This is a genomic window from Halanaerobium sehlinense (assembly GCF_055379485.1).
Genome location: NZ_AP042442.1, coordinates 2,763,643 through 2,788,379, shown reverse-complemented (window position 1 = coordinate 2,788,379; position 24,737 = coordinate 2,763,643). Strand labels below are relative to the sequence as shown.

The window sequence follows — 24,737 nt, the reverse complement described above, 5'->3', positions numbered from 1 at the left end:
GGTCAACTAATTTTTTAATCTGAATTTTCTTATTATTTTTAAAAATCAAAGGAGGAAAAAAATGAAAAAACTATTAACAATCTTGATAATTTCTTTATTAATTTTAGGTGCAGTAGGAACATCGGCAGCAGCAGAAGAAGAATTAAAAGTAGCTTTTATACCACAATTAATTGGTATTCCATATTTTAGTGCTATGGAAGAAGGAGGAAATGAAGCTGCTGAAAGATTTGGCTTTGAATTTACTTATACTGGACCAACGCAAACAAGTGCTCCTGAACAGGTAAAAATTATGGACAGTCTAATTAGACAGGAATATGATGCTATCTCAATTTCTGTGTTAGATCCAGAATCAATTAATCCAATAATTGCTAAAGCTCGTGAAAAAGGTATTTCTGTACTTACTTCTGATAGTGATAGTTCTAAAGATAGTAAAAGACAGGCCTTTGTTGCTCAAGCAATGAACAAAGATCTTGGCTATACTTTAATTGATGAACTTGCATCTCAAATTGACAATGAAGGTAAAATAGGTATTATTTCTGGTGAAGCAACAGCTACTAATTTAAATGCATGGATTGAATATATGCAGGAGAGAGTTGAAGCTGAATATCCTGAGATAGAGATTGTTGAAGTTCTTTATACTTCTGGTGGATCAAGTGAAGATGCTTTTAGAAAAGCACAGCAATTAATGACTAAACAGCCTGATTTAAAAGGGCTTGTTGCTGTAGCGTCTACAACTGTGCCTGGAGTTGCTCAAGCTGTTCAGACTATGGGAAAAACAGGTCAGGTTAAAGTAATTGGCTATGGTTCTCCAAACACAGTTCGTTCACAAATTAAAAATGGTGTAATGGAGGCTTCTATCTTATGGAACCCTAAAGAGTTAGGTTATTTAACAGCCTGGGCTGGAATGAAACTTGCCAAAGGAGAAGAATTTGAGGAAGTTAATAATGTACCTGGTTTAGATGACCCGGTTAAATGGTATCCAGAAGATAAAATTTTATTATTAGGTCCTCCACTTGTTATTACTGAAGAAAATGTAGATAATTTTGATTTTTAATTAAAACTTAAATTCCGGAGGAGATATCTCCTCCGGAAAAACCATTATTTCAGGATGGAGTGGTAAGCAAATGAATAATAGCTACGAATATGAGCTTGAACTAAAAAATATTAGTAAATCATTTGGTGGTGTAAAAGCTTTAACAAATGTAGATCTTAAATTAAAAAAAGGAACTGTACATTCGATTGTTGGAGAAAATGGTGCAGGAAAATCGACAATGATGAAAATAATCTCTGGAGCACTTCAACAAAACAGTGGTGAGATATATTTAAAAGGAAAAAAAGTTAGTGTTAATAATCCAAGAGATGCGATGAATAAAGGAATTTCCATTGTGTATCAGGAACCTGTTTTTTATCCTTACCTTTCAGTTATGGAGAATTTTTTCTCTGGTAAAGAAATTCTAACTTCGACCGGAAATTTAGATTGGAAAAAAATGAAGAATGAAACATACAAAGCTTTAGAAAAATTCGATCTTCCAGGTGAAATTTCAGTTAAAAGTATGTCAGAACTTACTATTGGTACTCAACAGATGGTTTTAATTGCTAAGGCAATTTATCATGATGCATCCATATTAATTTTAGATGAACCAACATCAATATTAAGCCAGTCAGAGGCTGATAGATTATTTAAAATAATATCTCAATTAAAAAATGAGGGCACATCTATTTTATATATTAGTCACCGGATGGAAGAAATCTTTAATATCTCTGATTATATAACTATTTTAAGAGATGGTGAACAAGTTGGCTATATGCCTATAGAAGAGGCTGACGAAGATAAATTAGTTAAACTTATGTCAGGTAGAGAAATAAAGCTAAGAAGACAGAAAAGGAGTATCAAAGAAGACGCAGAAACTGTTCTTAAAGTAAATAAAATCTCAAAAAAAGGTGTATACAGCAATATAGATTTTGAAGTAAAAGAAGGAGAAATTCTTGGTTTTTATGGTTTAGTAGGATCCGGTAGAAGTGAAATTGCACGCAGTATATTTGGGGATCTTGATTTTGAGCAGGGAGAAATTTTTTATGATGGGAATAAGTTGGATATATCATCTCCGAGAGCAGCTATAGATAAGGGTATTGCATATTTACCAGAAGACAGAGGAACTCAGGGAACATTTTCAGTTATGTCAGTTTTAAAAAATGTCAGCACAGCTATTTTGCCCTGGCTTAGAAAATTCTCTATCGTATTAAACCAAAAAAAGGAAAAACAAGTATCTGAAAAATATACAGATATTCTTAATATAAAAACCAGCTCTATCAATGCACCTGTTTCGAGCTTAAGTGGTGGAAATCAACAAAAAGTTGTTTTGGCAAGGTGGTTAGCTGTTGAGCCAAAACTTTTAATCTTAGATGAACCTACAAGAGGAATCGATATTGGAACAAAATCAGAAATCCATGAGTTGATCCGAGAACTTGCAGATCAGGGTTTTGCTATTATATGTATTTCATCAGAATTAACTGAAGTTTTGGCCCTTTCTGATAATTTAATTGTTTTCCATGAAGGTAAAATACAGGAAAGATTTTCAATGGAAACAGCTAATGAAGAAAATGTGCTGCGAGCAGCAATAGGTATAGAGAGTGAAAAGGTGGAGGTAGTATGATAAATGAAGTTTCTGCAAAAATAGAAAAATATATATCTGAAAATGAAAATGAGTTAATTTCTTTATTAAAAAAATTAGTTGAAATTCCTACAGTTAATCCCTGGTTTAAAAAAGATCCTAATTTAAATAAAGAAAAGGAAGCCCAAATTTTTATTAAAAATTATTTAGAAGATTTAGGAGCAGAAATTAAACTATGGGAACCAGATACTGAAAAATTGAGAGAATACAAAGATAAGGCTGGTTATTATGAAGGAAGAGATTTCACAAATCGTCCTAATTTATATGCGAAAATACCTGGCCAAAATAGCAGTGGAGCCAACTCTATACTTCTTTTTGGTCATATAGATGTTGTTGATGTAGGAGAAGGTTGGGATAGTGATCCTTTTAAATGTGTAGTAAAAGATGGGAAAATATATGGTCGTGGTACTGCCGACATGAAAGGTGGTATTGCGGCAATGCTGATGGCTCTTAAAATAATTAAAGATTTAGATTTGGAAATTGACGGTGATATATTATTTGGTAGTGTAGTTGATGAAGAAGCTGGCGGCATGGGGACACTTGACTTTGCTGTTAAAGAATACAAAGCAGATGCTGGTATTTTAGCCGAGCCTACCTCTTTAAAGGTAGCACCACTCTGCCGAGGCATTCTTTGGGGTAAAATTATTGTTAGAGGAAAAAGTGGACATATTGAAATGAAGCAGCCTCATTGGAAAGATGGAGGAGCAGTTGATGGCTTAAAAAAAGCAAGATTTATACTTGATATTATAGATAATATTAATGAGGATTGGTCTAAAAGCAAAAAACATCCGCTGTTACCTATACCATGTCAGATCATACCGGCTCAAATTAATGGTGGAAGTTATCCAACAACATATGCTGAAAAGGTAGAGATAGTTTTTAATGCTCAGTACTTACCTTCAGAAAAAGATGAAAATGGTTTAGGCTCAAGAGTAAAAGAAGAAATAGAAGAAATTATTAAAAAGGCTTCTGAAGTTGATTCCTGGCTTAAAAATCATCCTCCTGAAATTGAATGGATGATTGATGCAGATTGTGGAGAGGTTCCAGTTGAACATCCATTTATAAATGTTTTAAAGAATAACACCGAAGAATATTCAAAAGCTTATTCTAAAAATAATAGCTGTAATTCAATAGTTCAAGGGGTAACAAGCCATACTGATATGGGTTTACTTATTGAAAATGGTACTAATATAATAAATTTTGGTCCTGGAAAACCAGAAGTTGCACATCAAAATAATGAAAATATAGAATTAGAGGAACTAAAAACCATAACAAAAATAATTACTAAATCTATTATTGATTGGTGTGGAATGAGTAGTTCAAAAGGAGGAAAGGCTATTGAATAACTTGTTTAAAAAATTAGAAAACAAACTCTCTTTTTTAGGTCGTAGAGAATTAGGCATACTTATTATGCTGATTATAGAAATTGTATTTTTCTCTATAGTTACGGAGTTTTTTCTTTCAATAGGTAATTTTAGGAGCATTTTGATGACTTCTGTTGACCTTGCTATAGTTTCAATAGGTATGACACTTGTAATTCTAATGGGAGGAATTGATGTTTCAGTTGGTTCAGTTCTGGGAGTTGTAGCTATATTTATAAGTGAGCTTTTAATGGCCGGTTTTAACCCCATTATAGTAGTTATTTTGGCATTGATTTTAGGTGCTTTGCTGGGAGGAATAAATGGGTTACTTGTTGGATATGGTAAAGTGCCACCAATTATAGCAACTTTAGGTACAATGAATCTCTGGCGGGCAGTTATATTTGGTCTTTTAGGTGGGAAATGGATCTCTGGAGTCCCTCCTGTATTTAGTTTTTTAAATAAAAGTTTTATCGGTATACCTATTTCATTAATTTTAATTTTTGCCTTATATTTTCTATTTTGGGTAGTTACAAACAAAAGGAAGTTTGGCAGAAAAATTTATGCAATTGGCAATAATCAGGAATGTGCTAGACTTGCTGGAATAAAAGTAAAAAGAACTTTAGTATACAGTTATATGACTGTTGGTGCTTTAACCGCAATAGCAGCTATAGCATATATTGGTAGAATGGGTGGGGTTGAAATTACGATTGGTAATGACTTACCGCTTCAAGCTATAGCAGCAGTAATAATTGGTGGAACAGCAGCAACAGGTGGAAAAGGTTCAGTTATCGGAACTTTATTAGGTGTGTTTTTCATAAATGTTATGCAGAATGGAATTTTGTTATTAGGAATCCCATCACTTTGGGAACGAGCAGTTATTGGTATTTTAATAATTGTATCTATAGGAATAGATATGATGAGTAATAAAAAAGAAAAACAAAGTTTGGAGGGTGAACTAAATGCAGCTTAAATCTGAAGCAATTGATTTTAAAAATATATTTTCAAATAGGATCTTCTTTTTACTAGGATTAAATTTATTGACCCTAATTATTATGACATTTTTATCACCCTATTTTCTTTCAGTTGAAAGTTTATTAGGAATGACTCAATTTGGGGCAGTTATCGCACTCATTTCTTTAGGAGAATCCCTAGTAATACTTGGAGGAGAAGGAGGAATTGATTTAAGTGTAGGTTCTGTCCTCAGTTTATCAGGAGTAATTTTAGGTATGCTCGTTTCAGCAGGTTTGAATATCTGGCTGGCCTGTATTTTAACACTTATATTTGGTTTTATAATTGGCTCAATAAATGGTTTTTTGATTTCATATATTGAAATGCCAGCTTTTGTTGTTACTGTTGGAGCTCTGTATGCTTATGGGGCATTAGCAATGGTCTTGACAGGAGGTATTCCAATCTCCGATTTTCCAGATAGATTTTCTTTTGTTGGTCAGGGATATATATTTCAGACTCCAGTCCAGGTATTATTTATAGTATTACCTTTATATTTAATTTTAAACTGGGTAATGAAAAATACTGATTTTGGAAGAAAAGTGTATCATATTGGAGTTAATAATAAAGCTGCAGGTCTTTCAGGTATTGATACAAAAAAAATAAGGCTTTTATTATATGCTATTAGTGGTACATTAGCAGCTTTTGGAGCTATAGTAATGTCATCCTGGTTGATGGCTGCAAGACCTGATGCAGGTTATGGTTATGAACTTCAGGCTATTACAGTTTCTGTCCTTGGTGGTATAAGTATTATGGGTGGAGAAGGATCTTTAACCGGGACAATGTTGTCTGCTCTGATAATAACTATGATTGCCTATGGTTTGCAGCTTGCCAATATAAATACAATCTGGCAGTTGGCAGTATTAGGATTACTGTTACTTTTCGCAGTTTTAGCTAATAAATTTTTTGATATAAATTAAACTTAGCTATTTGTTTAATTATTGGAGTGATAAAATTGTCTATTTATAAAATAGGTCTTATTTTAATTGCTGGTGCTGCAGGTGGTTTTTTAAATACTTTAGCTGGCGGAGGATCACTTATTACACTACCAGTTTTAATATTTTTAGGATTACCTGCACCAATTGCAAATGGGACAAATAGAATTGCTTTACTAATCGAAAATTTAATTGCTGTTACAAATTTCAAAAAAAAGGGGTACTCAAATTTTTCTTTAAGTTTAATTTTGGCTGTTCCTGCTTTAATTGGTTCAATAATTGGTGCTCAATTAGCTATCTCGATTTCAGAAGCTATTTTCAATAAAATTTTAGCAGTAATAATGATAATTATGCTTGGACTAATCTTATGGAATCCCATTTCTAAATTTCATCAAACTAAAGAAGAGCTGAGTTTTAAAACTAAAGCAGCAGCAGTTGTTATTTTCTTCTTTATTGGTATTTATGGAGGTTTTGTTCAAGCTGGAGTTGGTATAATAATTATTGCTGCTCTTTCTTTAATCACAGGAATTTCCTTAGTTAAAGTAAATAGTATAAAAGTTTTTATTATAGCAATCTATATCACTTCTTCGCTTTTGATATTCATTTTTAATGGAAAAATTAATTGGGGAATTGGTTTTACACTATCAATTGGCAATGCATTTGGGGCCTGGTTAGGGAGCACTTTAGCTGTCTCTAAGGGAGAAAAATTAGTTAAAATATTCTTGACATTAGCAGTAATGATTATGGCTTTAAATTTACTCGGATTATTTTAATTTATGAGATGGATTAAAGTGTAGAAACAATTTGACAAATTATTCAGAATAATATATAATTTTAACTGTTAACGTTTACGTAAACGTTCCCTTTACTGGATAATTTGATATAATATGAGGTGTTTTGAATGGGAATCACCATCAAAGATATTGCCAGACAGGCAAATGTTTCTACTACCACAGTTTCTCGGGTTATAAATAATAAACCTGATGTTAGTGATAGTACTAAAGAAAAAATTCAGAAAATAATAAATAAAAATAATTATCAACCAAATAATATTGCAAGAGGGCTTGTTTTAAAAAAAACTAAAACAATAGGGTTAATAATTCCTGATATTAGTAATCCTTTTTTTCCTGAAATAATTAAAGGTGTAGAACATAAAACAAAGGATTATGGTTATTCTGTTATAATCTGTGATACAGAAAACCAAATAAAACAAGAAAAAAGTTCTATTGACTTATTAATTAATAATCGTGTTGATGGAATTATTATGTCTTTATCCAGTGAATCAGTAATGGATTTAAATACTATAAAAAAAAGTAATTTATCAATTGTTCAGCTAGACAGAAATATCCCTGAATTAAAGTATCCGATGGTGAGCGTTGATAATAAACTATCTGCATATAAAGCTACAGAATATTTGATAAATTTGGGGCATAAAAAAGTAGGACATGTTACTGGTGATCTGAATACTAAACCTGCCATAGATAGATTGAAGGGTTATAAAGAGGCTTTAAAAGATAATAATATAAATTTTATTGATAAATTAGTGATAAACGGAAATTACAGTAAAAAATCTGGTTATACTGCAATGAAAAAAATGCTTAAAAATGAAAATCCAACAGCAGTATTTTTTGCCAATGATTTGATGGCTTTAGGAGCATATGAAGTTTTGGATGAGAATGAATTAAAAATCCCAGACGATATTTCGATCATTGGTCATGATGACATAGATGTTTCTTCCCTGGTTCAACCTAAACTTACAACAATGAGACAGCCTAAAAATAAATTAGGTAAAATAGCAGCCAAAATATTATTAGATCTCATTGAAAATAATAAAGAATTTCACGAAGATGTTGTTTTAAATACCGAGCTAGTTGAAAGACAGTCTGTAAAAAAGTTAGAGAGTTAAACTGTAAAATACTAATTGGAGGTGATAAAGGGGGAAGTCAGTTTTAGATTCAGAAACTTTCAAAAACTACAAGGAGGGTTTTATTAATGAAAAAATTAGTCACATTATCTTTAATTGCTGTATTTTTAATTTCTTTTGTTGCATTTGCTGGGGCTGAGGCTCAGGCACAGGATAAAACTAGAGTAGCACTTGTGCTTTCCGGATTTTTAGGAGACGAATCTTTTAATGATAGTGCTTTTAGAGGCTTGGAGAGAGCTGCTGAAGACTATAATATTGAATATAAGATTTTAGAATCAGGTAAAAAGTCAGAATGGGAGCAAAACTTAGTTGCTATGGCTTCCTCCGGTTATGACTTAGTTATTGGTGTATCTACACAGTTCCAGGAAATTATTAAAAGAAATGCACCGAACTTCCCAAATACTAAGTTTGCATTAATTGATGGTGTTGTTAATCAGGACAATGTTGCATCTGCAATTTTTGCTCAGAATGAAGGGTCTTTCCTAGCTGGTGCAGCAGCTGCTATGTTTACCAAGCATGATGAAATTGACGGTGTTAACTCTGAAAATATTATAGGTTGGGTTGGTGGAATGGACATTCCAGTATTACATGATTTCCTTGTTGGTTATAAGCAGGGTGCAAAGTATATAGATCCTGATATGGAAATCTTAGTTTCATTTGCTGGGACTTTTAATGATCCACTCAAAGGAAAAGAGCTTACCCTTTCTCAGTATGATCAGGGTGCAGATATTGTAATGAATGTTGCTAGTGGTACTGGTAGAGGTATTTTAGAAGCAGCTCAAGAAGCAGATAAGTATGCAGTTGGTGTTGACTTAAATCAGGATGATATTTATCCAGGACATATTTTAACAAGTATGATGAAAAGAGTAGATAGAGCAACTTATTTAATGATTGAAGATGTTGTTAAAGATCAGTTCAGAGGCGGAAAAATTGTTAGTATGGACCTTTCTAATGGTGGTGTAGGACTAACCGATATGACTGTAATGCAGGAAGCTTTAGGAGACAAATTCCCTCAAGAAATATTAGATAGAGTTAATGAACTAACTGAGAAAGTCAAAAATGGTGAAATTGAAGTAGAATCTTATGAAGGCTTTTCTCGTGAATAGTTTTTAAATTATAAAGGGGGGTATAATTTATATTTATACCTCCTTTTTTTAATTCACTTTAATAGATAAGGAAGTGAAAATATGGAAAAAGTAATTGATATGAAAAATATGTACAAAGAATTTCCAAATGTAGTAGCTTTAAATCATGTGGATTTTTCTGTAAATAAAGGTGAAGTACATGCACTGATAGGAGAAAATGGAGCAGGAAAATCAACTTTAATGAAGATTCTTTATGGAATCTATGAAAAAGATGATGGAGAAATCAGTATTGATGGGAAAAATGTTGACATTAAAAGTGCTAAAGCTGCTATGGACTTAGGAATTGGAATGGTTCACCAGGAGTTTATGCTTTCTCCTGAAATGACAGTGCTTGAAAACATTATATTAGGGTTTGAAACTGATAATAAGATCTTTTTAGATTATAATTCAGCCTATAAAAAAATAAATTCTTTAGCAGAAGAATATGGTTTTTCTATCAGTTTAAATCAAAAAGTTCAAAACATTTCAGTTGGGGAAGCTCAAAGAGTAGAGATACTTAAGTCTCTTTACAGAGGGGCAGAGTATTTAATTTTGGATGAGCCAACAGCTGTTTTAACACCTCAGGAAACAGAAGAATTATTTAAGACAATTAATTTTCTAAAAGAAAATGGAAAGACAATAATCTTTATTTCTCATAAATTAGACGAAGTTTTAGAAATCGCAGATAGAATGACTGTTATGAGAGATGGAGAAAAAGTTGACACATTAACAAATGAGGAAGCAAGTAAAAAGAAATTAGCCAAGCTTATGGTTGGACGAGAAGTCTTTCTTGATTTTTCACCAGAAGAAACTAAAAAGGGTGAAAATGTATTAGAAGTAAAAAATTTAAGTGCGAAAGGAAAAAGAGAGCTTTCTTCATTAAGCAACATATCTTTTAATGTTAAAAAAGGAGAAATCCTGGGAGTTGCTGGAGTTGATGGTAATGGTCAGAGTGAATTGGTTGAAATCTTAACAGGCTTGAAGAGCTTTAACGAAGGTGAAGTGATTTTAAATAAAGAAGAAATTAGTAATTTATCTCCTTTAGAAATTCGCCGTAAAGGACTGGCCCATATTCCAGAAGATAGAAATATAATGGGGGTCTGCAAAGAGATGACAATTCAAGAAAATTTAATTGCAAACAAATTGTTTGACAATCCATTTTCTAAAGGAATAATAATTCAATTTGATAAAGTAAAAAAATATGCTGAAGATTTAATCGAAAAATTTGACGTTCGACCTCCTAAAACCACAATTGAAGTTGGAAATTTATCTGGAGGTAATATGCAGAAAGTAGTTGTAGCTAGAGAAGTATCAGAAGGTGCTGATTTTGTAGTAGCTGCTCAGCCGACCAGAGGTGTAGATATTGGGTCTATGGAATTTATAAGATCTATTTTATTAGAAGAAAGAGAAAAGGGAAAAGGAGTTCTTTTAGTTTCAGCTGATTTGGAAGAAATTATGACTTTAAGTGATAGAATTATAGTAATGTATGAAGGAGAAATTGTCGGAGAGGTTAAGCGTGAAGAAGCAACAGAAGAAAAACTAGGCTATTTAATGACTGGTGGAGTTGAACAAAGGGGTGATTCAGCTTGAAGAAAAAATCACTTATCCAAATCTTATATGAACATCAAACAATGATTAATGTGCTTATAGCTTTAGCTGCAGCATTTATTATTGGTACAATTGTTATTATGTTTTTAGGCTACAGTCCTGCAGTTGCTTACACAGAAATGATTAAGGGAGCATTTAGTGGGAAATTTAATTTTGGAGGGACTTTAGAAAGATTTGTACCTCTGCTTTTATCTGGTTTAGCATTTATTATTGCTGCCAAAGTTTCATTTTTTAATATTGGTGTTGAAGGGCAGCTCTACTTTGGGGCTATAACTGCTGCCTTTTTAGGAGTTTATATAACAGGATTGCCTGCTGTATTACATATCCCAATAGTACTTATGGGAGCAGCAATTGCTGGAGGATTATGGGCTCTAATTCCTGGTTTTTTAAATGCAAAATTTAATGTAAATGAGGTCTGTTTAACTATTATGCTTAACTATGTTGCAATTCAGCTTACAAGTTATATAGTTAATCATCCCTTTAAAAATCCTAATGTTGGAATTCCACAGACTCCTAACCTTCAGGATTCAGCCATGTTACCAAAGATTATGTTTCCCAGTCGAGCCAATATAGGTCTCTTTATTGGTTTAGGTGTTTTAATCTTTTTTATCTGGCTTTTTAGCAAAACTACAGTTGGTTACAAAATCAAGTCTGTTGGTAATAATCCATTTTTTTCTCAGTATATAGGTATGAAATCTAAGATAGTTGTAGTTATGACAGTTATTATGAGTGGAATGGTGGGGGGACTAATTGGTGGAATTCAAATAACAGGGATTCATGGTTATTTTATAGATCAATTTTCACCCGGGTATGGTTTTGACGGAATTATGATTGGCTTTTTATCAAGAAATAATCTCAAGGCATTACCTTTTGTAGCCTTTTTTATTGCAGTATTACGCTCAGGGTCAATCGGAATGGAGAGATTTACAGGTATACCTAAAGAAGTAGTTGGCATTATCGAAGCTTTAATAATTCTTTTTGCAGCAGCAAAGATAATTATCGATATTAAAAAATCTAGTGTAAGTTCTCAAAATAGCTCAGATGAAGAGGTGATGGAAGTTGGATAAATTAGGATTGATTTTAAACTTAAATATATTAAGAGCAGCTGTTAGAATGTCCACTCCAATTACACTTGCAGCAATGGGCTTAATAGTTACTGAGCTTTCGGGTGTTACAAATATTGGTGTTGAAGGTATTATGTTGACAACGGCCTTTATTTCGGTAGCAGTCAGTTATTTTACAGGTAGTTGGGTAGCAGGTATTACAGCTGCAATTATTGCAGGTATAATTTTGGCCTTAATAATAGCAGTTTTACATCTTAAATTTAAGGCAAATGTCTTTGTGGCAGGGATTGCTATTAACTTATTTGCTATAGCTTTTACAAGATTTTTATTAGTGAATATTTTTGAAACTTCTGGTAGTTTTTACAGTCCCGATATTGTTCCGATTCCAGAAATTGACATACCGATCATAGAGAATATTCCTGTTTTGAACAGTATTTTGAGCGGATATTTACTTACCGATTATCTATCAATAATTCTGGTTTTTATCTTCTTTATTATAATTTACAAGACTACCTGGGGTTTAAGAATTCGCTTTGTTGGTAATCGACCAGAAGCTGTTGAAGCCGCTGGAATAAATGTGACTTTAAAGAAATATCAGACTTTAGTTGTTAGTGGTATTATGGGAGGAATCGCTGGTGCACATTTATCTTTAGGTTATACGACTCAATTTATTGAAAATATGACAAATGGAAGAGGTTTTATTGGGGTAGCTGCAATGTTTTTTGGAGGAATAACTCCTATTAAAACCTGGTTTGCCAGCTTGTTTTTTGGATTTACTGAAGCACTTGGTAACAATTTACAGAGTAGTCTTGGTTTACCATCACAGTTTATGCTAATGATACCCTATTTGGCAACAGTAATTGCAATAACGATTGGTACTATAAGATTAAGAAGGAAAAAAGATTCTGATTCAGACGATATATTTAAATAAAAATACACAGCTTCAAAATATTATTAATGAAAAAATAATTATTTTTGGATTTAGATATGGAATTAAAATTGGAGGAATAAATAATGAAAAAGAAGAAGATAATATTAGATGTAGACCCAGGACATGATGATGCAGTAGCAATTTTACTTGCTGCAAAGTCTGAAGCTTTAGATTTAAGAGGAATTACAGTAGTTGCCGGAAATCAAGTGTTAGAAAAAACACTGCAGAACACCTTAAATATCTGTAGTTTTGCTGGACTTACAGATATTCCGATTTATTCAGGTATGGATCAACCTTTAGTTAGAGAACAGGTAATTGCTCAGGATATTCATGGTGATACAGGTCTTGATGGACCTAAATTCCCAGAGCCAGAAATCGAAACTGAAGAGCAGCATGCTGTAGATTTTATTATTGAAGAAGCAATGAAAGCAGATGGAGATCTAATCCTAGTTCCAACCGGACCACTGACCAATATTGCTATGGCTTTTAAAAAAGAACCTAAAATTAAAGAAAATATTAAAGAAATAGTTTTAATGGGTGGAGCTTATGGTACAGGAAATGAGACTGCATCAGCAGAATTTAATATATATGTTGATCCAGAAGCAGCAAAAATAGTTTTTGAGAGCGGTCTGCCAATTACAATGGCTGGTCTAGATTTGACACATCAGGCGAAAGCATATCCAGAAATTATAGATAGAATTAAAGATCTAGATAATAAAGTTGGAGATCTAGTAGTTGAACTGCTTGAATTCTTTGGTCAAGCGTATTTTGAGGTTTTTGGTTTCGAAGCACCACCGCTTCACGATGTCTGTGCAGTAGCTAAATTAATTGATGATGATGTATTTACAACCGAACATATGCGGGTTGATGTTGAAGTTGACAGCAAATTAACTTATGGCCGTACTGTCTGTGACTTTAATCATAAAAGTGATCAGCCTAAGAACACCGATGTCGCTATTACCTTAAATCAAGATCTTTTCTGGGATATTTTAATTGAAAATCTTGCAAAATATGAGTAACTTGATTGGAGGAAATTATGAATTTAAATAAAGAGTTAAAAAATAGTTTAGAAATTAAGCTCAAAGAAAATAAAGGTAGATATCTTGAGGTCTTAAAAGACTTGGTAAAACTTGATACGAGAGTTGTTGGTCATGGAATAGATGGCGGGTATGAGCTTAAAGGACAGCAGTATCTAGAAAAGCTGATCAAAGACCTCGGTGGTAAGGCAGAATATGTGGAAATGAAAGAAGAAAAAATTCAGGAAGCGATAGAAAAGTACAATGAAGGTAACCCAGGTCATAATTACGAAGATCGTCCTAATTTAGTAGGCGAGTTTTCTGGAAGTAGAGATGGCAGGTCTCTAATTTTAAATGGGCATATTGACACCATGCCATACGGAGAAAAAGATATGTGGCAGCATGATCCTTTTTTAGGTGAAGAAATTGATGGTAATATTTATGGGCTTGGCAGTTGTGATATGAAAGGTGGATTGGCTGCTTCATTACTGGCAGTTGATCTTATTCAAGCTGCTGGCTATAAATTAAAGGGAGATGTCATTTTTGAAAGTGTTGTTGATGAAGAAGGTGGGGGAAATGGAACTCTTGGTTTAGTACAGGAAGGATATAAGGCAGATGGAGCTGTAATATGTGAGCCTACCTCACTAAATTTACAGGTTGGGCATATGGGATTTATATTTTATAAGATTGGTGTCAAAGGTAAATCTCTTCATTCATCTCAAAAATGGAGAGGTGTTAATGCGATAAAAAAGGCTATAAAATTAATTGATGCTTTAGAAGAAATGGAACATAAATGGCTTATGGAGTATAAGCATCCTTTAATGCCACCTCCAACGTTAAATATTGGAGTTATCAAAGGTGGAGAAGCAGGATCTACTGTACCTTCAAACTGTGAATTCAAATTATGCTTGCATTATTATCCAGGTTTAGAAAAAGAAAAAATTCAAGATGATGTAGAACAGGCTCTTAATAATGCTGTTCAGGGAGATCCCTGGTTAAAAGAAAATCCACTAGAAATTGAAGTTTACCAGGAAGGAAGCCCATATGAAATATCTAAAGAACATGATTTAGTAAAAACTTTCAAAAAATATATCCCGAAAGATAAGGAAATAACAGCATCTCCTGCCGGTAATGATGCTCGACTTTTACAAAATATTTCTAAAACACCTACTATTGTTTATGGACCAGGTTATCCTGAAGATGCTCATAGTATTGATGAAAAAATTTCTGTTGATCAATATATTAACAGCATTTTAAGTTACGCTGAATTTATAGCTGATTGGTGTGGAATAGAAAAAAGTTAGTTTTTTAGTTGTGGGTTGTTTTGTAGGAGCCTTATAAAAGAGAGAAGAGGAGTAAAATAATTTTTAAATAAATGATATGGAGGTTATTAAAATGACTAATAAAAAAGTATTACTTGTTGGAGAAAGTTGGGAAACATTTTCAACCCATATAAAAGGTTTTGATACTTTTTATACCAGTAAATATGAAGAAGGGGCAGAATGGTTAATTAATGCTTTAGAAAAAGCTGATTATGAAGTTGATTTTATTCCAAATCACCGTGCTTCAAGTGAATTTCCAACTTCTGAAGAGGAGATTAATCAATATCAGGTTTTGATTTTAAGTGACATTGGTGCAAATACATTATTACTTCATCCAGATACTTTTGAAAAGTCAATACCTACTACAAATAGACTCAAGTTAATCAAAAAATATGTTGAAAATGGTGGAGGCTTTTTAATGATAGGTGGCTACTTATCTTTCCAGGGAGTTGATGCTAAAGCAAGATATAAAGATACACCTGTGGAAGAAGTATTACCGATTAAAATGAGAGCTGTTGATGATAGAGTAGAGGTGCCAGAAGGTATGTATCCTGAAGTAACTACAGAGCATGAAATTACTGCTGGTTTAGATAAAACTTGGCCTATGTTTTTAGGATATAACCAGTTTAGTGCTGATGAAAATGCAGTAGTTCTTGCTAAAAGCAAAGAAAATGATGATCCCTTTTTAGTAGCTGGAGAATTTAAAAAAGGTAGAACTGCTGCTTTTGCCTCTGACTGTGCTCCGCACTGGGGGTCTAAAGATTTTATCGAATGGGATCAGTATGATAAATTATGGGGACAGCTGATTGATTGGTTATCCGCTGATACTGAATAAAAGCTTAAATTATTGATTGAATTCATGAAAGGATAAAATATGTCTGATTATAAGATTAATAATTTATTTGATTGGGATAGTTTAGAAGAAGAGATTGTTAAAATTAGAAGGCATTTTCACAGCAATCCTGAGCTGAGTTTCAAAGAAGTTGAAACAGCAAAGTTTATTAAGAACTTTCTAGAGTCTCAGGGTTATGAAGTTGAAGCTGGAATTGGTGGGACTGGTATTGCTGCAGATCTAAAGAGTGATTCTGTTAATAATAAAACAGTTGCTATTAGAATCGATATGGATGCTCTGCCTGTTGTTGAAAAAAATAATTTAGAGTATAAATCCCAAAATGAGGGGATAATGCATTCCTGTGGTCATGATAGTCATCTTGCCATTGGCCTGGGGATTGCAAAGGTTTTATCCAGCCTTAAAAAAAAGATTGATGGTAATGTTAAATTTATTTTTCAGCCAGCTGAAGAAAAACTGCAGGGAGCAAAAGCAATGCTCGAAAGTGGATTTTTAGCAGAAAGTAAAATTGATTATATATTAGGTTTTCATAATTGGCCTGAGCTGCCTGTTGGTCAAATTGGTTTGAAAAATGATTCAATTATGGCAGCTGTTGATAAATTTGAAGTTGATTTATTAGGTAGAGGTGGGCATGGTTCAGAACCGCATAAAAGCAATGATCCAGTTATAATGATGAATAACTTTATTAACCAAATACAGACTATAATAAGCCGAAAACTGAATCCCCTGGACTCAGCTGTGATCAGCATCGGCCAGATTGAAGCTGGAACTGCATTTAATATCATACCTGATCAAGTTAAGTTAAAAGGTACAGTTCGAAGCTTAAATGAAAATGTTAGAGAGCAAATATTTCAAAACATGAAAAAAATATTGGATAATTTAACGATCGAAGGCTCATATAATTTAAAATATGATAAATTAGTTCCTGCTCTGGTAAATGACAGTAAAGTAAATGAGTTAATTTTTGATGCCTTAAATACAGATTCTGAGCTGCCAGAAGTTAAATATATAGAAAATGCCTCTCTGGTTGGCGAAGATTTTGCTTTGTTTGTAAAAAGGATTCCAGGCAGCTACTTCTTCCTGGGTTCTGGGGAAGAAAGTGGTAAACTACACGATGCAGAATATAATATTAATGAAAAAATACTGATTCCAGGTGTTAAAGCATTATTAGGCATAGTATTAAAATTGATGAGCTAGAATTAGTCAAAATTTATAAAAATCATTTAGCCCCTATAGTAAGTAGAGTTAAAGACCAAAATCTATTTGCTGATAGGGGTTATTTTTTAGGTTAAGCTTAAAATAGAAATGCTGGCAATAAGACGAGATATTAACTGTTACTATCATGAATTTAGTGTTGGACAGAGTCAGGGAATAGGTGTAGCAATATTAGCTGTAGCTCCTAAATTAATTATTGCAGATGAGCCCGTATCTGCAATTGATGTTTCAGTTCAGGCACAGGTTGTAAACTTGCTCCATTATTTATATAAAGAATATTTAGAGGGACATTTTGCTACCTGTCACTTATTAGATAGATAAGAGTTGTAAAGTTATTATATGTATATAAATTTTAAATATAAAAATCAAAAAATTCTCATAATTATACTTTGAAACTGTATAATTATAAACAAAACTAAATATGTATCAATTTATTTAACATAGGGGCTGATATTATTACATGAATTAATAGTATCAGCTTTTTTTATTAGGAATTTGTGGCAAATTTATCATCGTTTACAATACAGCAAAGTGTGACTATTATCATTTCTAAAATCATATTAATACTACTGCTCGAAATTTGTTACTGGTTCAGTTTCAATAACTAGTTAACCTCCTCAACAATATTTTTCGACAAATTTTTCATGTTAAGATAAAGACTATTTATGAGTAAATAAGATTTAATTAGGTATGGAAGGCTTTAATCATGTTTGAAGATGTTTAAGTTTTGCAAACTTAAGCACGATAATATAATTAGTGAGATTAAATAAAAGCATTATCAGCCAAAAAGGAGTGTAATAAAAAAGTATGAAATTATTAAAATTTAAGTCGATTAGAGCAAAATTTTTAATACCAACACTTATAGTACTCATAGCAGGAATGGCAGTAATAGGATATATAGGTTATGATACTCAAAGAGATTATATCATGGAGCAGACTGAAGAAACAGCAACTTCAAAGATGGAAGAAATTAAAACCATAATAGATGATAGAAAAGAAAATGCTCAGCTTACTGAAGAGGCAATTGATAAATATCTTATTACAATAACCAGAACAATAGATCAACATTTAACAACAGTATCTGATTCTATAATCCAGGAGGAAATAAATACTCTTATGCGGGAATTGGATTTAGAAGAAATACATGTAACTGATGCAAAAGGTGTTATCAGATGGTCTAGTGTTATGGAATTTATTGGGTTTGATTTTAGTGGATCAGAACAGACACAGCCTTTTTTAGAAGGACTGAAAAATGAAGAGTTTGAATTAGCACAGGCTCCTCAAGAGAGGGGAACAGATGGTGAATTATTTAAATATATAGGGGTTGGAAGAACAGATAAAGCAGGAATTGTCCAGATTGGTGTCCGGCCAAAAGAACTGCAGGAAATTTTGGCAAAAATTGATATCACTCGTACTGCAGAAACAGCTAAATACGGTAGAAATGGGTATATTTATATTACAAACAAAAATGGTGAGATAATTAGCCATCCAGAAAGCAGCATGATAGGCAGCAGTATAACAGATTACAGCTGGGGCAATGAAATATTAACTCAGCAGGAAGGTAATGATATTATCAATTTGGAAGGAGAAGAACTTCTCCAGCATTATATGCCCTATGATAACTATATAATAGTAACCGCACTTCCAACATCTGAATATCAATCAGCGCTGGATGCATACAGAAATAAGATATTCATTACTATTTTGTTAGCAATAATTGTAGCCTCAATTATAGTTTTCATGGTGACCTCTTCTGTAGTAAATCCGCTTAAAAATGCTATAGGATTTGCAGAAGAGATAGCAAATGGTAATCTTTCGGTGGCAGAATTGAAAGTAAAGACTAAGGATGAAGTTGGGGAACTATCAAATGCATTAAATAATATGCTCAAAAACCTAAAATCTCTTGTTGGACAGGTAATAGATATTTCAGCTAACCTATCAGCTTCAAGTGAAGAACTTTCAGCCTCTGGTGAAGAAGTATCAGCTTCTGCAGAACATGTTGGTACAGCAATCCAGGATGTGGCATCTGGTGCTGAAGAACAATCAGCACAGGCCCAGGAAACAAATGCTCTGCTCTATGAACTGACAGGCCAGATCAATATGGTGAGTAGTTCCTCGGAAGCAATGAACAAAAAAGCAGATGAGGTAACATACAATATAGAAATTGGTGATCAATCTATAGAAAATTCAGTAGCAGAGGTCAATAAACTCAAAGAAAATTCTAATAATGTATCTGATGCCATAGATTCTCTTGCAGACTCATCACAAAGAATTGGTGAGATAGTTCAAATAATTAAAGATATATCTGCTCAGACAAACCTTCTTGCTTTAAATGCAGCTATTGAGGCAGCAAGAGCTGGAGAAGCAGGAAGAGGTTTTAGTGTTGTTGCAGATGAAATTAGAGAACTAGCAGAACAGTCAGGTGAAGCTACTGACGAAATATCAAAATTAATTGGTGGAATTCAGAAAGATGTAGAAATTTCGGTTGAAAATATGAAGCAGACAGAGCAAGCAGTAAATACAAGTGTAAGTTCAATAGAAGAAAGTGGTAAGTCATTTGATGATATCAGGCAGGCAGCCTCTGTTCTGAATAATATAATAGAAAATATAGACGAACAGACTGAAAAAATGAAAGTAAACAGTAATGAAGTGGAATCTGCAGTAAAACAGATTGCAGAAGTCAGTCAAACAGCGGCAAGTAATGCAGAAGAAGTTGCTGCAGCCAGTGAAGAACAGAGTGCTTCCACTGAAGAGATTGTAAATTCTGCTCAAAATCTTGCGGAGATGGCACAGAAACTCTCAAATGCGGTAAATGAATTCAAAATTTAAAGTATCCTAGTTTCTTTAATAACAGGTTATTAAAGATCCTTGCAGATGTTGGGCTATTGGATATTCTCCAGTAGCCTTTTCTTGTATTAGCATATAACCAAGTTTTACCTTCTATTATAACAAGTATTAGTATTTTCCGCTGAAATAATAGTTATTCTGTTTATTATAAATTACCAGCTTTAAATCATAAAAAAATCAGCAACAATAGACTTTTTTAACATAAAAAAACCCCCATCAATTTAGTTTGATAGGAGTTAATCAGTGTATCGGATCAGCCAAAAATCAGATACGTTTTATTTAATTAAAGAGCATTTCAATAACAGGGACTATCCCCGTTATAACGCTCTTAATATTCAATGGCGGAGAGACAGGGACTCGAACCCTGACACCTTTCGGCTTCACCGGATTTCAAGTCCGGCTCCTTAGCCAATTCGGACATCTCTCCACTTTATGTCACGAATAATATTGTACTATAGATATCCATTTCTGTCAAGAGTTTTTAAAAATAAATTTTATATTTTTTTGAGTGAGAAATTTTGAATTAACATTTAAATAATTTAAGATATTAATTAAAACTATTTAAAAGAGGATTTGTTAACTCAGTAGTAATATTATTTCTTCAAAATCAAAAATAAATTTTACCATTATTTATATAAATATCTAAACTTAAAAGGTATATTTCTGCTTTTCTTGAATATAATAGATAATAGAAATATTGCAGCTTAATATCAGGAAAATTTGGAGATAGAATTTTTAGCTGCAGCATAATTATTAAACTTAGAAATGAAATTGGAACTAAGAGGTGATTTTTATTAATATTAAAAAAATATCAATTATGCTTATCATTATATTATTTTTAAGTACGGCTTTTACATTAGCTGCTGAACCCGAATTGAATGAGATTCAGGGTCTAATAGCAGCAGGCAGGACAGAAGAGGCCCTCAAAATTTTAGAAAAAAGCGATATAAGTTCTAATCCAGATTTGAAGTTCTATAAAGCCCTACTACTTAGCTGGGAGGAAAACTATCAGGAGGCAGAAGAGCTATTATTAGAGCTCATTGAATCAAATCCTCAGCGGCTTGACTCATATAATCATCTGGCCAGAATTTACGGCTGGCAGAGGAAGTTTGAGGAGGCTGAAGAAATAATAGAGAAAGCACAAAAAATTGAATATTCCTCTGAAAGAACAGCCCTTTTAGCCAGACATCAGGAATGGCAGGAGAATTTTTTTGAAGCAGAAAAGTTAATAAAAGAAGCAATTAAAAAGGCTGAATCGTCTGAGTTAGCAGAACAGTATCGAGAGTCACTAAATAGAATCGAAGAGCAGCTTAAAACCATATTTTATCTCGAGGGAAAAGCTGCTTATTCAGAAACTGACAAAGAAGACTTAGAATTAGCAGTGGGTCTAGAAAAGCTGCTGCGGGATGGAATTAATTTAGAAAGCGCAGTTGGAGTAAATTTTTTCAAAAATGAATCTAATTTTTTGCTGAAGTCAAAATTAGAAATGAGCCAACCTCTAATTTCAGAAAAAACTGTTTTTAGTTCGGAATTTCTTTATTATAATGGAGAAACTCGAGATAGGTACGAGTTAAATAATAATCTTGATTATCTAATTGATGAGCAAAATTTAGTGGGAGTTAATTATAATCTGGTTGAAGAAAATATAAATTCAGATTATCAGAGCTTGGAATTAGAATATGAACATAAGTTTAAGAAAATAATTATGGTTTTAAAAAACAGCTCCAGGCGTTATGATGCTGACTGGATCAAAGACTTCTCTCAGCATCTTGATTTGTATTTTCTCAGGGAAGGTTATCTCTTGAATCTGGCTTTAAGTCACTATACTGATGGAGAATATGTTTTTAAAGTTGGCTTTGAGTTTTCAGACTTGTTTTCTGGAGATGAATTTAGTTTAAGCAGTTTGAATTTATGGTTTAATGATCAACAGACGTCTAATTTTGATTTTAGGTTAGATTTAAAATAACAATGGGAGGTAAATTCTGGTGGAGGTCAAAAATAGTAAAATTTTAATTGCTGAAGATGATCAGTCAATTTCAAGGTTAATAGCTTATAAGTTTGGAAAAGAGGATTATCAGACTAAAGTCATTGAAGAGGGAGATAAAGTTTTAGCGGAGATAAAATCTGATGATTATGATGCTCTGGTTTTAGATTTAATGCTGCCTGTTATAGATGGGATGCAGGTTCTAAAAAAAATCAGAGAAGAAAATATTAAATTACCTGTTATGGTGCTTTCAGCCAGGAGTCAGGAAGAAGATATTTTAAAGGGACTAAATGCTGGAGCCGATGAGTATCTTACTAAACCATTTAGACCTGATGAACTACTGCTCAGGCTCAAGAAAATGCTGGCTGATTGAGGATGATAGAATATCTTTACTATTTCGCATCTGGTCTGCTTTTATTAATCCTGACAATAGTTTTGATGATTATTTTTTATCATCTCTTATATAAAAGAAGAAATAAAATTTTTGAACAAAAAAAAGAAGAGTGGGAAAATATTTTGTTTCAGTATCTGAATGATGATCTGAGCCTGGAAGAAACAGCTGCTGAAATGAATAACAGTTATTTATATTTATATGATTTTCTTAAACCATATCTTAAAAATTTAAAGGGTAAAGACTTTGAGCAGCTGCAGGAGCTGGTTCAAAAAAATGGGATGGTTGATTTTTTTCTAAATAAACTGGCAGCAGGAAATAAGGAAGAAAAAACTAAAGCGGCTGCTTTTCTGGGAAAGATTAAAGAAAAAAGAGCTGTTCCTTTATTGAAAAAATATTTAGATTCGAATGATAAAAATTTAATGACAGCAAGTATCTGGTCAATTGCTGATGTAGGGGAAGAAGAATTATTTTTTCCTGTTTTAAAGACAGTTTTAAAAGAGAGCAGGTTTACTTTCGAAGCACTTACAGAGATCTTAATTCGTTTTGGAGAGGAAAACTGTTATCAGATTAAGGACTTTTTAGAAGAAAATTATTGTAAGGAAAATAATTTAGAAGAAGTTTTGGGGGTTCCAGAATATCAGAGCCTATCTCTGTTTATTGATATTTTTGGTTATTTCCGCTTTATTCCAGGTGTAGAAATTATGCTTTCTGCTCTAGATAGAGATTCTAATGAAGAAGTATTGATTCATATCTTTAAAGCACTGGTTAAGATTGAATATCCAATTGATAAAGATTTAAAACCATTTTTAGAACATCAAAACTGGGTGGTAAGAAGTCAGGCAGCAAGGTATCTGGCTGAAATTAAAGACGCTAATTATCTTGCAGCGCTAAAAGAATTAATAGATGATCAGAACTGGTGGGTCCGTTATTATTCTGCTCTGGCAATTTTTGAGCTGGGCAAAAAGGAACTTTTAATCGAAATTTTTAAAAATAGAGAAGCAGGATATGAAATGGGAAGATATATTTTAGATCAGAAGGGTAACTTGAAGGTTGGTGAAGTAGAGAATGGATAAATTTTATTATATTTTATTGATATTCGATTATTTTGCTGTATTTTATTTATTTTTAGTCAATGGGACCTATTTGTTTTTAAACATTAAAGCATTTTCTTCGATCAGAAAATACTGGAGTGCAAGAGAAACAGTTGAGTTTGAAAATGTATTTCAGAGTGAGTTTTACAAACCGGTTTCAATTATAATTCCAGCCTATAATGAAGAGCTAACCATAGTTGATAACATTATATCTATTCTTTCGCTGCAGTACCCAGAATATGAGCTGGTAGTCGTTAATGACGGCTCTAGAGATGGAACTATAGATCAGTTAAAGGATAAATTTAATCTGATTAAATCCAGCCGAAGTTATAGAAAAGACCTTGAAACTAAGCAGGTTAAGGAAGTTTATGATTCAACTGATTATCCTAATCTAGTTGTAGTAGATAAAGAAAATGGTGGTAAAGCTGATGCCCTTAATGCAGGAATTAATATTGCCCAGTTTCCCTTAGTCTGTAATGTTGATGCAGATTCTTTAATTGATGACCACGCTCTCTTAAAAATTGTAGAGCCTTTTTCAAAGGACTGGCGGGTTATTGCAGCTGGAGGAACTATCAGAGTTGCTAATGACTGTGAGATTAGAGGTGGCCAGGTAAAAAAAGTAAGGCTGGCTAAAAAACCTCTGGTTAGAATGCAGGTTTTAGAATATTTGAGGGCTTTTTTATTCGGCCGTGTTGGCTGGGCTGCTCTTAACAGTTTGCTGATTATTTCCGGTGCCTTTGGAGTTTTTAAGCGCAAACACCTAATCAAAGCTGGCGGCTACAGCACCGACACAGTTGGTGAAGACATGGAATTGGTACTTAAGTTAAATAGAAAGATGAAAAAAGCCAATCGTGAATATAGAGTTGTTTTCTTTCCGGATCCGGTCTGCTGGACTCAGGTGCCAGAAGATATGGAGACTCTATCTAATCAGCGTCGGCGCTGGCAGCGCGGTCTTGGACAGAGCTTATTGATGAATAAAGAACTTTTATTTAATAGAGATTATGGACTGCTTGGTTTATTTGCCTATCCATTCTATTTTTTTGTTGAGTTTTTAGGACCGGTAATTGAGACTTTTGGCTATCTGGCAATAATATTAACAATCTTTTTGCAGTCAGGGATTCCCCCTGTAGCGGTACTCTTTTTTATCACTGCCATTTTAATGGGGATTTTACTCTCAATAATTTCGCTGCTTTTTGAAGAGATGACTTTTCATAAATATGATAAATTAAGCGAAAAGCTCAGCCTGGTTTTATATGCCTTTTTAGAAAACTTAGGCTATAAACAGCTGCACACATTCTGGCGTCTGCAGGGAATTATTGACCTGCTGTTCAAAAAAGAAAGCTGGGGCAGCCAGAAACGGAAAAATTTCTCCAGTGACTAATTGTGATCAAATA

General features: G+C 33.0%; 20 protein-coding genes, 1 tRNA gene and 1 pseudogene. 21 read left to right on the top strand and 1 reads right to left on the bottom strand.

The genetic code is table 11. From position 1 onward, the window contains the following. The first annotated feature begins 61 nt into the window (after positions 1-61). From ACZ446_RS13530 to ACZ446_RS13450, 17 genes and pseudogenes are all read left to right on the top strand, one after another. Complete coding sequence (locus ACZ446_RS13530; RefSeq protein ID WP_464393071.1) at positions 62-1,054, top strand: autoinducer 2 ABC transporter substrate-binding protein; 993 nt, start codon at positions 62-64, stop codon at positions 1,052-1,054. A gap of 70 nt (positions 1,055-1,124) precedes the next feature. Continuing rightward, positions 1,125-2,654, top strand: coding sequence for a sugar ABC transporter ATP-binding protein (locus ACZ446_RS13525; protein WP_464393070.1), 1,530 nt, complete (start codon positions 1,125-1,127; stop codon positions 2,652-2,654). Next, on the top strand, positions 2,651-4,018 hold the full coding sequence (locus ACZ446_RS13520) for an ArgE/DapE family deacylase (protein ID WP_464393069.1): 1,368 nt from the start codon (positions 2,651-2,653) through the stop codon (positions 4,016-4,018). The genes ACZ446_RS13525 and ACZ446_RS13520 overlap by 4 nt, the downstream gene beginning before the upstream one ends. Beyond that, entirely contained in the window at positions 4,011-5,003 is a 993-nt protein-coding gene (locus tag ACZ446_RS13515) for an ABC transporter permease (protein ID WP_464393068.1), read from the top strand. The genes ACZ446_RS13520 and ACZ446_RS13515 overlap by 8 nt, the downstream gene beginning before the upstream one ends. Continuing rightward, positions 4,993-5,958, top strand: a complete 966-nt coding sequence (locus tag ACZ446_RS13510) for an ABC transporter permease (protein ID WP_464393067.1) — start codon at positions 4,993-4,995, stop codon at positions 5,956-5,958. The genes ACZ446_RS13515 and ACZ446_RS13510 overlap by 11 nt, the downstream gene beginning before the upstream one ends. A gap of 35 nt (positions 5,959-5,993) precedes the next feature. Beyond that, a complete protein-coding gene (locus ACZ446_RS13505) occupies positions 5,994-6,746 on the top strand; it encodes a sulfite exporter TauE/SafE family protein (RefSeq protein WP_464393066.1) in 753 nt (250 codons plus the stop codon). 128 nt (positions 6,747-6,874) lie between these two features. Beyond that, on the top strand, positions 6,875-7,879 hold the full coding sequence (locus ACZ446_RS13500; protein ID WP_464393065.1) for a LacI family DNA-binding transcriptional regulator: 1,005 nt from the start codon (positions 6,875-6,877) through the stop codon (positions 7,877-7,879). An 86-nt stretch (positions 7,880-7,965) separates the two neighbouring features. Beyond that, positions 7,966-9,003, top strand: coding sequence for a BMP family lipoprotein (locus ACZ446_RS13495; protein WP_464393064.1), 1,038 nt, complete (start codon positions 7,966-7,968; stop codon positions 9,001-9,003). An 81-nt stretch (positions 9,004-9,084) separates the two neighbouring features. Further along, positions 9,085-10,611: an ABC transporter ATP-binding protein gene (locus ACZ446_RS13490; protein WP_464393063.1), complete on the top strand. Its 1,527-nt coding sequence runs from the start codon at positions 9,085-9,087 to the stop codon at positions 10,609-10,611. Then, entirely contained in the window at positions 10,608-11,696 is a 1,089-nt protein-coding gene (locus ACZ446_RS13485; protein ID WP_464393062.1) for an ABC transporter permease, read from the top strand. The genes ACZ446_RS13490 and ACZ446_RS13485 overlap by 4 nt, the downstream gene beginning before the upstream one ends. Then, the gene (locus tag ACZ446_RS13480) at positions 11,689-12,624 is read left to right on the top strand and encodes an ABC transporter permease (protein ID WP_464393061.1); all 936 of its coding nucleotides are present in this window, start codon (positions 11,689-11,691) and stop codon (positions 12,622-12,624) included. The genes ACZ446_RS13485 and ACZ446_RS13480 overlap by 8 nt, the downstream gene beginning before the upstream one ends. Before the next feature lie 83 nt (positions 12,625-12,707). Continuing rightward, a complete protein-coding gene (locus tag ACZ446_RS13475; protein WP_464393060.1) occupies positions 12,708-13,643 on the top strand; it encodes a nucleoside hydrolase in 936 nt (311 codons plus the stop codon). A gap of 17 nt (positions 13,644-13,660) precedes the next feature. After that, positions 13,661-14,944 (top strand): ArgE/DapE family deacylase, encoded by a 1,284-nt coding sequence (locus ACZ446_RS13470; RefSeq protein ID WP_464393059.1) that lies wholly within the window; start codon positions 13,661-13,663, stop codon positions 14,942-14,944. A 91-nt stretch (positions 14,945-15,035) separates the two neighbouring features. Next, on the top strand, positions 15,036-15,797 hold the full coding sequence (locus ACZ446_RS13465; protein WP_464393058.1) for a glutamine amidotransferase: 762 nt from the start codon (positions 15,036-15,038) through the stop codon (positions 15,795-15,797). Positions 15,798-15,836: 39 nt separating this feature from the next. Beyond that, positions 15,837-17,009, top strand: a complete 1,173-nt coding sequence (locus ACZ446_RS13460; protein ID WP_464393057.1) for a M20 metallopeptidase family protein — start codon at positions 15,837-15,839, stop codon at positions 17,007-17,009. Between the two features lie 132 nt (positions 17,010-17,141). Continuing rightward, a pseudogene (locus ACZ446_RS13455) lies at positions 17,142-17,306 on the top strand (peptide ABC transporter substrate-binding protein); the annotation flags it as partial. 528 nt (positions 17,307-17,834) lie between these two features. Then, complete coding sequence (locus ACZ446_RS13450; RefSeq protein ID WP_464393056.1) at positions 17,835-19,856, top strand: methyl-accepting chemotaxis protein; 2,022 nt, start codon at positions 17,835-17,837, stop codon at positions 19,854-19,856. Positions 19,857-20,213: 357 nt separating this feature from the next. Here the strand turns inward: ACZ446_RS13450 and ACZ446_RS13445 are convergent. After that, a tRNA-Ser gene (locus tag ACZ446_RS13445) sits at positions 20,214-20,301 on the bottom strand. 390 nt (positions 20,302-20,691) lie between these two features. Between ACZ446_RS13445 and ACZ446_RS13440 the strand changes: the two genes are divergently transcribed. Genes ACZ446_RS13440 through ACZ446_RS13425 form a run of 4 tightly spaced genes read left to right on the top strand, consistent with a single transcriptional unit; the run spans position 20,692 to position 24,724 of the window. After that, positions 20,692-21,840 carry a tetratricopeptide repeat protein gene (locus ACZ446_RS13440; protein ID WP_464393055.1) on the top strand — a complete coding sequence of 383 codons (1,149 nt, stop codon included), beginning with the start codon at positions 20,692-20,694 and terminating at the stop codon, positions 21,838-21,840. Between the two features lie 19 nt (positions 21,841-21,859). Beyond that, positions 21,860-22,231, top strand: coding sequence for a response regulator transcription factor (locus tag ACZ446_RS13435; RefSeq protein WP_464393054.1), 372 nt, complete (start codon positions 21,860-21,862; stop codon positions 22,229-22,231). Between the two features lie 2 nt (positions 22,232-22,233). After that, positions 22,234-23,325 (top strand): HEAT repeat domain-containing protein, encoded by a 1,092-nt coding sequence (locus ACZ446_RS13430; RefSeq protein ID WP_464393053.1) that lies wholly within the window; start codon positions 22,234-22,236, stop codon positions 23,323-23,325. Next, positions 23,318-24,724, top strand: coding sequence for a glycosyltransferase family 2 protein (locus ACZ446_RS13425; RefSeq protein ID WP_464393052.1), 1,407 nt, complete (start codon positions 23,318-23,320; stop codon positions 24,722-24,724). Before ACZ446_RS13430 ends, ACZ446_RS13425 begins: the two co-directional genes overlap by 8 nt. The last annotated feature ends 13 nt before the right edge of the window (positions 24,725-24,737 follow it).

Bases quoted from the DNA above. Each gene is read 5' to 3' on its own strand.
- ACZ446_RS13495 (WP_464393064.1), top strand. From the start codon at position 7,966: ATGAAAAAATTAGTCACATTATCTTTAATTGCTGTATTTTTAATTTCT.
- ACZ446_RS13460 (WP_464393057.1), top strand. From the start codon at position 15,837: ATGTCTGATTATAAGATTAATAATTTATTTGATTGGGATAGTTTAGAA.
- ACZ446_RS13440 (WP_464393055.1), top strand. From the start codon at position 20,692: ATGCTTATCATTATATTATTTTTAAGTACGGCTTTTACATTAGCTGCT.
- ACZ446_RS13490 (WP_464393063.1), top strand. From the start codon at position 9,085: ATGGAAAAAGTAATTGATATGAAAAATATGTACAAAGAATTTCCAAAT.
- ACZ446_RS13465 (WP_464393058.1), top strand. From the start codon at position 15,036: ATGACTAATAAAAAAGTATTACTTGTTGGAGAAAGTTGGGAAACATTT.
- ACZ446_RS13510 (WP_464393067.1), top strand. From the start codon at position 4,993: ATGCAGCTTAAATCTGAAGCAATTGATTTTAAAAATATATTTTCAAAT.
- ACZ446_RS13525 (WP_464393070.1), top strand. From the start codon at position 1,125: ATGAATAATAGCTACGAATATGAGCTTGAACTAAAAAATATTAGTAAA.
- ACZ446_RS13450 (WP_464393056.1), top strand. From the start codon at position 17,835: ATGAAATTATTAAAATTTAAGTCGATTAGAGCAAAATTTTTAATACCA.
- ACZ446_RS13530 (WP_464393071.1), top strand. From the start codon at position 62: ATGAAAAAACTATTAACAATCTTGATAATTTCTTTATTAATTTTAGGT.
- ACZ446_RS13425 (WP_464393052.1), top strand. From the start codon at position 23,318: ATGGATAAATTTTATTATATTTTATTGATATTCGATTATTTTGCTGTA.
- ACZ446_RS13520 (WP_464393069.1), top strand. From the start codon at position 2,651: ATGATAAATGAAGTTTCTGCAAAAATAGAAAAATATATATCTGAAAAT.
- ACZ446_RS13430 (WP_464393053.1), top strand. From the start codon at position 22,234: ATGATAGAATATCTTTACTATTTCGCATCTGGTCTGCTTTTATTAATC.
- ACZ446_RS13500 (WP_464393065.1), top strand. From the start codon at position 6,875: ATGGGAATCACCATCAAAGATATTGCCAGACAGGCAAATGTTTCTACT.
- ACZ446_RS13475 (WP_464393060.1), top strand. From the start codon at position 12,708: ATGAAAAAGAAGAAGATAATATTAGATGTAGACCCAGGACATGATGAT.
- ACZ446_RS13470 (WP_464393059.1), top strand. From the start codon at position 13,661: ATGAATTTAAATAAAGAGTTAAAAAATAGTTTAGAAATTAAGCTCAAA.